The organism is Mojavia sp. (assembly GCF_059505145.1).
In genome coordinates, this window is record NZ_JCACKA010000010.1 from 90,103 (window position 1) to 100,462 (window position 10,360).

The following is a 10,360-nucleotide window of genomic DNA, read 5'->3' on the forward strand; positions in this document are numbered from 1 at the left end:
AGTCCTGATCTCGAATCCGGTTAATCTATACACTATTATTAACAAAAACTCAAGCAGATGTATGGTCGGATGATAACTTAATGCCCAAAACTTGAGTGTAAGCTCCCCGTGCTTGAGTAACGCCTATTGTGCGTTCGGCTGATTCTATCATCGGGCGACGCAAACTCACAACTATAAATTGCGCTTGTTGCGCCTGTTGTTTAATCATTCTAGCTAATCGTTCTACGTTTGCCCCATCCAAAAACATATCTACTTCGTCAAAGGCGTAAAATGGCGATGGGCGATAGCGTTGTAGGGAAAAGATGAAGCTTAATGCTGTCAGAGATTTTTCACCACCAGACATGGAAGCTAATCGCTGGACTGGTTTACCTTTGGGGTGTGCGACTAAATTTAGTCCACTGCCAAACGGATCTTCGGGATCATCGAGTTGTAGATAGCCGTCACCGTCAGAAAGGGTGGCAAAAATTGATTGAAAGTTTTCGTTAACTGCATCGAAAGCTTCTTTGAAGGCGCGTTGTCGCAATGTAGTAAAGTTTTCAATCCGCAAAAGTAATTCTGTGCGCTCCGCTTCTAGGGTTTGTAGCTTTTGCGTAAGTTCTTGCAGACGGTTTTGTGTACGTTCATATTCTTCTAGGGCCAGCATATTTACTGGTTCCATTGCTTGCAAGCGTTTAGCTAGCGATCGCAATTCTTTTTGTAGTTCTTCTAAATCTACTTGATCTGGCACTTCTGGCAAAGGACTCGGCAATTCGGCTGCTAAAGTTTGCAGTTGTGCTTGTACATTTACTAGTTCTTCTCGCCGCGTATGTTGGGTTTCTTGGAGTTTTTGCAGTTCCCATTCAATTTGTTGCTGGCGTAAAAGATGCGATCGCAATTCTTGTTCGGTGCGATCGCGTTTTTGTTTTTCTTCTCCCAAATTCTGTTCCATCTGTTTCAAAGCCGCACGAGTTTCAGCAATCGCATTGCTAAGTGCTGAGTGCTGAGTGCTGAGTGCAGACAGTTGATTTTGCTGTGTCTCTTGCTGATGGTGAATTTGGGTAATTCGTTGTTCGCCTTCTTGAATTTTTTCGTACAGCCGTTGTTGCTGATTCTCAAGGTTTTTTAATCTTTGCTCTGCATCTCGTAAGGCTGACTCGCGCTGTTGTAATTGTTGCTCCTGATTTTTAATAGTTGCTTGGATTTGTTGCCATTCACTAGGCGTCTGCGAAGCTTCTAACTCCGCTAACACTTGTCGCAATTGTTGCAATTGCGCTTCTTGTCCTGGTAATTCCCGATCCAAAATCTCCAAGCGAGATTGAGCAGTAGCTAATTTTTCACTATTTTGAGCTAATTGCGATCGCGTTGTTTCTAACTGCGCTGTCAAGGTTTTAATTTCTTTGTGCAATTGCTCTAATTGCAACTGCTGTTCCCGCCGTGCTTGACGAGTTTCTGTTACTTCTTGGGCTAATCGTTTTGTTTTGGCTGATAAAGTATTTATTGCCTCACTACAACGCTCTAAAACGCGCTCAATTTCCACCAAGCGATTTCTGAAAGCGGCTACTTCTTCTGATTCTGCTGCTTCCACCGAGCCAAAGCGCAATGCTGAACGCTGGTTATTGCTACCACCAGTCATCGCACCGCTAGTTTCTAGCAATTCCCCGTCTAAGGTGACGATTCGATATAAACCTAAGTTTTTTCGTGCTTGTTCTAAGGTAGAAAATACTACGGTGTTGCCAAAAACGTAGCCGAATACATCTTTATAACGGCGATCGCACTCAATTAAATTAACAGCATAGTTAACAAAACCACTGGCTAAACGTAGTGTGGCATCTTGAGTAAATCTAGGAGCGTTAATTTTATTTAAAGGTAGAAAAGTTGCTCTGCCAGCACGTTTTTGTTTAAGCAATTCAATTCCAGTTGCGGCTACGCCGTCATCTTCTACCACTATATGACCCAAACGTCCGCCAGCAGCAATTTCTAAAGCTAGTTGATAGCGAGGTTCTACTCTGCCTAACTGCACAACTAAGCCACAAAGTCCAGGCATTCCCGATTGCAAGATAACTTTACTCGCTTGAGTGCCTTGTACTTCTTGCTGTGCTTGTGCTTGCGCCTCTAGTTTATCTAATTGCCGTTGCTTATCTCTTTGCTCTTGCAAAAGGCGCTTTTGGGTATCTTGTTGGATTTGCAGTTCTTGTTCTGTGGCTGCGAGATTTTGCGCTACATTTTGGATGGGTTCGCTAGAAGCGCTAAATTCTGCTTCAATGCGACTACATTCAGTTTGTTTCTCTGCTAATTGGGGTTCTAAAGTGGCAATTAGCTGAGTTTGCTCTTGAATTTGCTGCTGGAGTTGGTTATTGCGCTCTCTTAGTTGTGCTTGCTCGGTGCGCTGCGGTTCAAGAGTTTGCAGTATAGTTTCAATTTGACGGTTTAATGCTGTTTGTTGCTGCACCCAAGCTTCCGAAGCCGAAGCAATGGCTGTGGCTGCTGCGCGGGAATCGTCTAAAGCTTGTTGCGTCTCATCCCTTTGCTGTTGACAATAAATAATCGATTGCTTTTCAACAAGCTGTGTTTGAGCAATTTGTTCTAGAGATTGCTGATGTTGTTGAATTTCTTGTTGAGTTTGTGTTTGGCGCTTGGCAGATTCCTGTATTGCGGCTTCTAATTCGGTTTTTTGACGCTGGAGTTGTTTGTGTTCTGCTTCTTGGGTAGCGAGGGTAGATTGTACCGCTAACAGTTCATCTTCTCCCAAAGCTTTGACATGAGCATTGAGTTTATCTAGTTCAACAGTTTTTTGCTCAATCTCGGTGTTAAGAGTTGTTAGTTGAGTAGAAAGTTCGCCAAAATTGCGATCGCCTGTTTGAATTTGGTTAACTAATTTTTCTTGCTGTGTTTGTAGAGAACGCCACGATAAGACGGCTTCCCACGATTGTTTAGCAAGAAATTCTGTGCGGAGTTTTTGGTATTTCTCGGCTTTGGCACGGTCTTGGGAGAGGCGATCGCGCTGTATAGTTAATTCTGTTTCGATAATCCGACAGCTATCTTCTTTCTCCTTTACCTCATCCAAAGTTTCCTTAGCTTGGTTAATTTTGCGATCGAATGCTGCTACCCCTGCCAATTCATCAATGATTTCCCGCCGTTCTCTGGCATTCATCGAAATAATACTGGTGACGTCCCCTTGCAGTACAACGTTATAGCCTTCAGGATATATCCGCAGTGTCTCTAATTCTTCATGCAGTTCTGTGAGGGTGCAGGCTGTACCATTGATATAGTAATTCGATGTGTAAGTTCCTTGGTGGGTGACTCGCAGCTTTCTAGTGACACTCCATTCATGAGGAACCGCTGAGTTTTGAGTTCTGAGTTCTGAGTGAGAATTTTGTTCTACCTCTATTTCTTCGGTACTTTCTTTGCTTTGTGCTTTTGTATCGTGGTGTGACACAGCATCGGTAATATCAAACGTTACCGTGACGCTAGCTTCGACAGTGGCACGACTTTTAGCAGTTTGGGTATTGTTTACCAAATCCGGTAGGCGATCGGCCCGCATTCCCTTAGAACTAGCCAGTCCCAGGCAAAACAGTAGCGCATCAAGAATATTCGATTTTCCGGAACCATTTGGCCCAGATATGACAGTAAACCCTCCCAGTAGAGGAACTTGGGTAGTACCGCCGAAGGATTTGAAATTGGTAAGTTCCACCCGCTTTACATGAACCATAGGCGCTGGGTAGCTGGGCTAATGAAGTAAAAGTGTATCAATTAATTAAAAATTCGCAACAGGTTAGGATGAATAATTTTGAAAATTAGCGAACCGCAGAGGCACAGTGAAAGCAAAGGCGGCAAGGAGGGTTCTGCAAGGCTATTCAAGTGAATCAAACGCACTGTTTAAGTACAGAAAACAATTTTAACGATTCTACGAAAAATAACAGTATTTTTCAAAAAATTATAATTTTTTAATTTTATTAGTAATAAATTTTTAACTTTTATATGCTATGTGTAAGTAATTTATACGTGTGCATATAAAAATTACTCAATTGAATATTAATATAAAAAAGTCAGAAACGCTTTTAGTTTATTGAATTCTTTAGCCTTTTTTACTATTTAATATAAATTCTTATAGTTCTCAATTGAGTAAGGTACGGGAAACATATAAATTGTACCTCAGTACACTATGCGAAGCTATATATTTAGCTAAATACGGACGAATAAACCCATGACTATTACTCTAGACACAAGAAACCTCAGACTAAGAGATGTTCAAGACCTTTTGCATTTTGAAGAACAGTTGAATGACTCAATTACATCATTACTATCGCTAGAAACTCTTACAGAATTTGAACAGCAAGAATTACATATAATCCGTAATATATTCCGTGATTACTACTCAGAAGGGAAAATTTCGGAAGGACAGATAAAATTTCTTTTCCTTGCACCGTTAATGAAATTAGCTGGATTTTATCAGCCCAGTATTAAGATTACTTTAGAAGAAAATATTGCTGATATTTACGTTGAAGATGAAGATACGAACATCAAAGGACGGATGGATATTTTAGCTGTTAAAAAGTCTCAAGAAAGAACAGTAACTACGCCTTTTTGGATACTAGTAATTGAATCCAAAAATAGCAGCCTTAATGCCTTAGAAGGTTTGCCACAACTACTCACTTATGCCTACACAAGTCTAGAAAATCAAACATCAGTTTGGGGATTGACTACTAATGGCATGGATTATCAGTTTGTCTATATGCAACAAGGAAATCCCCCGATTTATCAATTATTTCCCAAACTCGATCTAACTCGCTCCGACTCTTCTGTTGAGTTGCTGCAAGTTTTCAAATCAATATGTAAGCTATAATTCGATAATTTTATCGTTTCTCAGAGGTAGGGTTAGAAGTTTTAGCTTTGGCTGGCTGATTTTGTAACAGATTAATTTCCTTTTGGGTATCTTGATAACTAGTTTTCTGTCCTTTTTGTTTAAACAGTTTTGCTGCTTGCTGAAAATCTGCGATCGCTCCCTTTTTATCACCTTGCCTAGCCTTAATTAAACCTCGATTGTAGTAGGCTAAAGCATAGTTAGAATTAACTGCGATCGCTTGAGAGTAATCCTCAATCGCTGCTTTTTTATTTCCCCGTTCGAGATGAGCATTACCCCGGTTATTATAAGCTGCTGCATCTCTAGGATCTAGCTTAATCGCTTCCGTGTAATCTCCTATTGCACCTTGGTAATTACCAACAGAAAAGCGGTGCATACCTCTGTGGATGTAACCTGTGGAATATTTAGGATTAAGCTCTAAAACTTTGTTGTAATCTTCGGTAGCCTCTAAGTTTTTGCCCATTTCACTATAAGCATCTCCCCGATTTAGATAGGCTTCTATATATTTGGGATTGAGTTCAATGGCGCTATTATAATCCTTAATTGCAGCGTCCTTGTGGTTATTCCCAAATTGAGTTAATCCTCTTTGATAATATGCTGTAGCATTATTAGGATTAATCTCCATTACTGTTTCAAAATCTTGGATTGCTGCTTGCTTCAGTCTCAGGCGACGACGGAGAATCCCTCGTTGTAAGTAAGCTTCAGTATACCCAGATTTGAGGCCGATCGCTTTATTAAAATCTGTTATTGCTCCTTTATAATCCTTCAGCCTAACACGGGCTAAACCTCGTCCATAGTAACTATAAGGATTGTGTGCTTTAAGTTTAATTGCTTGACTGTAGTTGGCGATCGCTTCTTTAGGTTTGCCTAATTCATACAAAGTAAAGCCTCGGTCATAATAAGCATTAGCATCTTGAGGATTAAGCTGAATTGCTTTGCTAGAGTCTGCTTGAGCTTGCTTGTATTCTCCTAATCGATAAAAAGCATCACCTCGACGATTATAAGCCAAAGCATCTTTTGGATTAAGTTCAATAACCTGAGTAAAAGTTTTTACCGCCTCTTTGTAGTTTCCTCGTTCATATGTTTTAACTCCCTCCTCGAATAATTCTTTGGTATTAACTACTTTTTTTGGCGTTAATAACATCCATGCTGTGGCACTAATAGCAATACAACCAACTATGCCTGCCAGAATTAGCCAGGGTTTTTTAGACCGCTGATTTTGCTGATCAGACTCATGATTGTTTAACTTTTTCAGTGCTTTTAAAACTTCAGTCGCTGATTGGTAGCGTTTACGGTAATCAAATCGCACCATTTTATCCAGGATATTTGCTAGTTGTTTGTTAAGTTGTGGAATTCTATGACGCCAGACGATTTCACCTGTTAGTAAATTTTTATTACTTGGTAATATAGATATTTCGTCTGCGGTTAAACCAATAAGTGCCGCGATCGCAACTATACCTAAAGCATATATATCACTATTATATTGAGAGTTACCATGTAATTGTTCTATAGGTATATATTCGAGATTTCCAACGATAGTTGTAACAATTTCTTTAACAGAACCAAAGTCAATCAAAACTAACTTATTATCTGATTCCCGGCGAATAATATTAGTCGGTTTAATGTCTTGATGGATCACCCCATAGCTATGTACAAATGCTAAGATTTCTAACACCTCTGATAATAAACTGATGACTTGGTTTTCCTTCAGGGGTGTTCCCCGTAAAATTTCATCAGTTAAAGAATTACCAACAATGAATTCTTGGACTAGGTAAAATTCGTCATTTTCTTCAAAATGAGCAACTAACTTCTGAATTTGGTCGTGTTCCTGACCGAGTTTTTTTAAGGTATCTGTCTCATCTGCAAACAAGCCTCGCAGAATTTTTAAAGCTTGGGGATTTTGATCGGCAGGATGCAGCTGCTTCAAGACAAATTGGTTGCCGGGAAGATTACTATCTTCAACCAGGTAGGCTTGTGCCACTTCCCCCGCACTTAGGACTGTCAAGATTTGGTAACGTGCATCCAGAAGGTGACTATGCATGAAAATAAATATAGTTTTATACGGAATTAGTTGATTGCAGCCTGCGTATTATTACGGAGTAAAATTATTTTAATAGATAAAAACTTGAAAAAGCTTAGGTTCCTGTTCTCATACCACTTCACTTTAATAAAGATACAAATATGTCGGTAGGGAACAATGCTGTACGCTTAGGAAAAATCTATATGTATCAGAGTTTTTATGAATTGGTATCAGAAATACCTACTTTCCTCATTAAAAAAAGTAGGGGCGCAAAGCTTTGCGTCCCTACAAGGAAAATTTAATTTTTTCTCATCTTTCTCTGTGCCAGACTCCTGTAATCGTCTGTTGCTGTTAAAAACACAACAGCTTCTCTATGCTGGGACTACAAATTTCTCACTACCAGCAAGCCCAAAGGCAGCATGAATAACTTGTAAAGCCTGAGTACCTTGTTCTTGTGCTACAACACAGCTAATTTTAATTTCTGAGGTAGCAATCATTTGAATATTGATTTGATTGTGGGCTAGTGCCTCAAACATTTTAGCGGCAATACCTGGTTGCCCGACCATACCTGCACCGACAATACTCACCTTGGCGATCGCACTGTCTAGAACAATTTCACCCCATCCTAATTCTGTGGCTGCTTGGGCAAGCAATTTCTGAGTTTTTTCCCCATCCATCCGGGCGACGGTAAAGGCAATATCTCGTCTGGGAATTCCATCAACTATGCGACAGCGTTGAGATTGAATAATCATGTCAACGCTGATGTTGTGCTGCGCCAATAGTCCAAACAGCTTCGCCGCCATTCCAGGGCGATCGGGGACTTGGCGAATTGCAAGACGCGCTTGATTCATGTCTAAGGCAACGCCACGGACGGGGGGAGGGGAGTGGGGAGTGCTGAGGAGCCAGTGCGTTGCGGGGGTTTCCCCCGTTGTAGCAACTGGCGTTGCTGAGTGCTGAGTGCTGAGGATAGGAGTTGAAACAGACCCCGTGTCTTCTTTTCCTGCTTCAATCTCAAAAGTATTGCGGAGTGCAGCGACGGCGCGATCGCATTCTGTGGCAGAAACTACGCAGCTTACTTTTACTTCACTGGTAGAAATCATCTGGATGTTAACGCCAGCTTCGGCTAAGGTGGCGAACATCTGGGCTGCAACGCCGGGACGCCCAATCATACCTGCTCCAGAAATGCTGACTTTGGCGATGTTTTGCTCTATCATCACCTCGGCTTCTTCTGTTTTTGGGTTGGATTGGTTTCTCAATGCTGGGGCGATCGCTGCTGCTACTGCTTCTGCTCGCTTTAATATGGGTGTGGTGACAGTAAAGGCGATGTCATTTGTATTACCTTCGTGAATCGACTGGATAATCAAATCTATATCAACTTTTTGCCGGGCAATTTCGCCAAATAACCGCGCTGCTACCCCTGGTTTATCTGGTACGCGCAACAAAGCTACCCTTGCTTGGTCTGTGTCAAACTCTACATCATCTACGGCACGGGCAATTTCTAAATTCACTAGCGATCGCCCTTGGGGTTTGGGTGTTGTCACCCAAGTACCAGGGTCATCAGTCCAACTAGACCTAACTACAAGAGGCACTCCATAATTGCGAGCAATTTCCACAGCCCGCGGATGTAGTACCTTTGCGCCCAAGCTTGCCAGTTCCAACATTTCATCACTGGTGATTTCAGTCATCAGTTGAGCTTCTGGAACTATGCGCGGATCTGTAGTTAAAATCCCTGGCACATCTGTATAAATTTCACAGAAATTCGCTTGTAATGCAGCTGCTAAAGCCACTGCTGAGGTATCTGAACCACCACGTCCCAAAGTCGTAATTTCTAATTCTTCTATGCTGGTTATGCCCTGAAATCCTGCTACTACAACTACTTTACCTTGATTGAGATGCCGCTTCATACGTTGAGTTTCAATATGCAGAATCCGAGCGCGAGTGTGTTCAGCCTCGGTAACAATTCCCACTTGAGCGCCCGTCATCGAAATTGCTGGCTGTCCAATTTCCTGCAACGCCATACTCAGTAAAGCAATAGTTACTTGCTCACCAGTAGAAAGCAGCATATCCATTTCCCGGCGGCTAGGATTTGTCGAGATTGCATTGGCTAGTTTGACAAGTCCATCGGTGGTCTTACCCATAGCAGAAACCACCACAACAAGGGAGTTCCCAGCTTTAACCGTCTGATAAACACGCTGTGCAACGGCTTGAATACGTTCAACTGAACCGACAGAGGTTCCACCGAATTTCTGAACTATGAGCGCCATAATTTTTATTCAATCAATTTGCCTGCTTTCATTTAAAGCCTCCGCCGGTTCGGGAAGCTTTGAAGGCATTGCTAGTTATTTAGTTTACAAAAAATTGCGCTCAGTCTGAAAGCTTTTGCCATTTATGTTATAGATTAACGATATTTTGATTCAAATTAGTTTACATTAAACAGCGTTGTTATCCATCGCTAGTGAGATGAATAACAACGCTGTTTAAAAAGATTATTTAACGAATCCAAGCTACCAACCAACTGGAAAAATGTAGTTTAAATCAGCCTGAAGAGCTGCATGGCACTAAATTTAATGACATCTCGTCTCCACCACCTGATACCGTTTCACTTTAAGTTTGATACAAATAGGCTGCATGGGGGCAGGGAGCAGGGAGAAAGAATGAAAAACCAATGATTTGTATCAGCATTTTTGTGAAATGGTATGAGGAGAAGCCGTCAGCAAAAAGCACGGGCTGAATGACACCATAGGATTTAAGTCACATGAGTCAAAAAGTCAGCAAAATATCTCAGCAATCCGGGGTAATTCCTTATCGAGTTAAAAATGGAAAAATCGAAGTTTTGCTGATCACAACTCGCGATCGCCAAGACTGGGTAATTCCTAAAGGTGATATTCCTAACGGAATGAGTCCACCGGAGTCAGCAGCAAAAGAAGCATGGGAGGAAGCTGGGATAATTGGGCAGGTAAATACTCATGAACTTGGCAGCTATAAATATCGCAAACGAGGCAAGATTTATCGTGTCAAGATGTATTCCTTGCCAGTTGAGACGCTAAGTGAAGATTATCCAGAAGCCGGTTACCGAAAACGCCAATGGCTAGATATTACCAAAGCCATCAGGCGGGTTAAAAGAGCTTCTCTCAAACGAATTCTGAAACGATTTCTCCTAACTAAGTCACTTTTTTGTGTATCTCGTCTCTACTCGGCCATTCTTCATCCTGCATTCGCTCAGTTTGGAACCAAATTTTCTTGGGGGATTAAGTGTCCTCACTCGTCCCATATTTAGGGCAGGGGAGCAGGGAGCAGGAGAGAAGTGCTTGGCGTTTCCCCAAGTGGAGCAACTTCGGAGGGCATGGGGAGGGAAAGTCGTGTTGAGTCCAGAAATTTGGATAATTTATTTTTTGGAGTTCCCTTATAACAGTATGGTTTGAGTTCAAAACAGGAATCGCCGAGTTTGAAACAGGAATCGTCGAGTTCAAAACTCGAATCGTCGAGCTTGAAACAGGAAT

General features: G+C 41.6%; 4 protein-coding genes and 2 pseudogenes. 2 read left to right on the top strand and 4 right to left on the bottom strand.

Going from position 1 to position 10,360, the window contains the following annotated elements:
• Nucleotides 1–49 precede the first annotated feature (49 nt).
• Complete coding sequence (smc, locus tag AC5JL8_RS00765; protein ID WP_495877868.1) at nucleotides 50–3,688, bottom strand: chromosome segregation protein SMC; 3,639 nt, start codon at nucleotides 3,686–3,688, stop codon at nucleotides 50–52.
• Nucleotides 3,689–4,183: 495 nt separating this feature from the next.
• Here smc and AC5JL8_RS00770 point away from each other — a divergent pair, with 495 nt between their 5' ends.
• A complete protein-coding gene (locus AC5JL8_RS00770; RefSeq protein ID WP_495877869.1) occupies nucleotides 4,184–4,822 on the top strand; it encodes a restriction endonuclease subunit R in 639 nt (212 codons plus the stop codon).
• 10 nt (nucleotides 4,823–4,832) lie between these two features.
• On the opposite strand, the gene AC5JL8_RS00775 is transcribed toward AC5JL8_RS00770, so the two are convergent.
• Both AC5JL8_RS00775 and AC5JL8_RS00780 read right to left on the bottom strand, forming a co-directional pair.
• Nucleotides 4,833–6,881: a tetratricopeptide repeat protein gene (locus AC5JL8_RS00775; RefSeq protein ID WP_495877870.1), complete on the bottom strand. Its 2,049-nt coding sequence runs from the start codon at nucleotides 6,879–6,881 to the stop codon at nucleotides 4,833–4,835.
• Between the two features lie 350 nt (nucleotides 6,882–7,231).
• Nucleotides 7,232–9,124, bottom strand: a complete 1,893-nt coding sequence (locus AC5JL8_RS00780) for an aspartate kinase (protein ID WP_495877871.1) — start codon at nucleotides 9,122–9,124, stop codon at nucleotides 7,232–7,234.
• 491 nt (nucleotides 9,125–9,615) lie between these two features.
• Between AC5JL8_RS00780 and AC5JL8_RS00785 the strand changes: the two are divergent.
• Nucleotides 9,616–10,038, top strand: a pseudogene (locus AC5JL8_RS00785) (NUDIX hydrolase); the annotation flags it as partial.
• 95 nt (nucleotides 10,039–10,133) lie between these two features.
• Here AC5JL8_RS00785 and AC5JL8_RS00790 read toward each other — a convergent pair.
• Nucleotides 10,134–10,360 (bottom strand): annotated as a pseudogene (locus AC5JL8_RS00790) (hypothetical protein); the annotation flags it as partial.

Excerpts from the sequence above, each read along its gene's own strand:
- AC5JL8_RS00780 (WP_495877871.1), bottom strand. The coding sequence starts at position 9,124 with ATGGCGCTCATAGTTCAGAAATTCGGTGGAACCTCTGTCGGTTCAGTT.
- smc (WP_495877868.1), bottom strand. The coding sequence starts at position 3,688 with ATGGTTCATGTAAAGCGGGTGGAACTTACCAATTTCAAATCCTTCGGC.
- AC5JL8_RS00770 (WP_495877869.1), top strand. The coding sequence starts at position 4,184 with ATGACTATTACTCTAGACACAAGAAACCTCAGACTAAGAGATGTTCAA.
- AC5JL8_RS00775 (WP_495877870.1), bottom strand. The coding sequence starts at position 6,881 with ATGCATAGTCACCTTCTGGATGCACGTTACCAAATCTTGACAGTCCTA.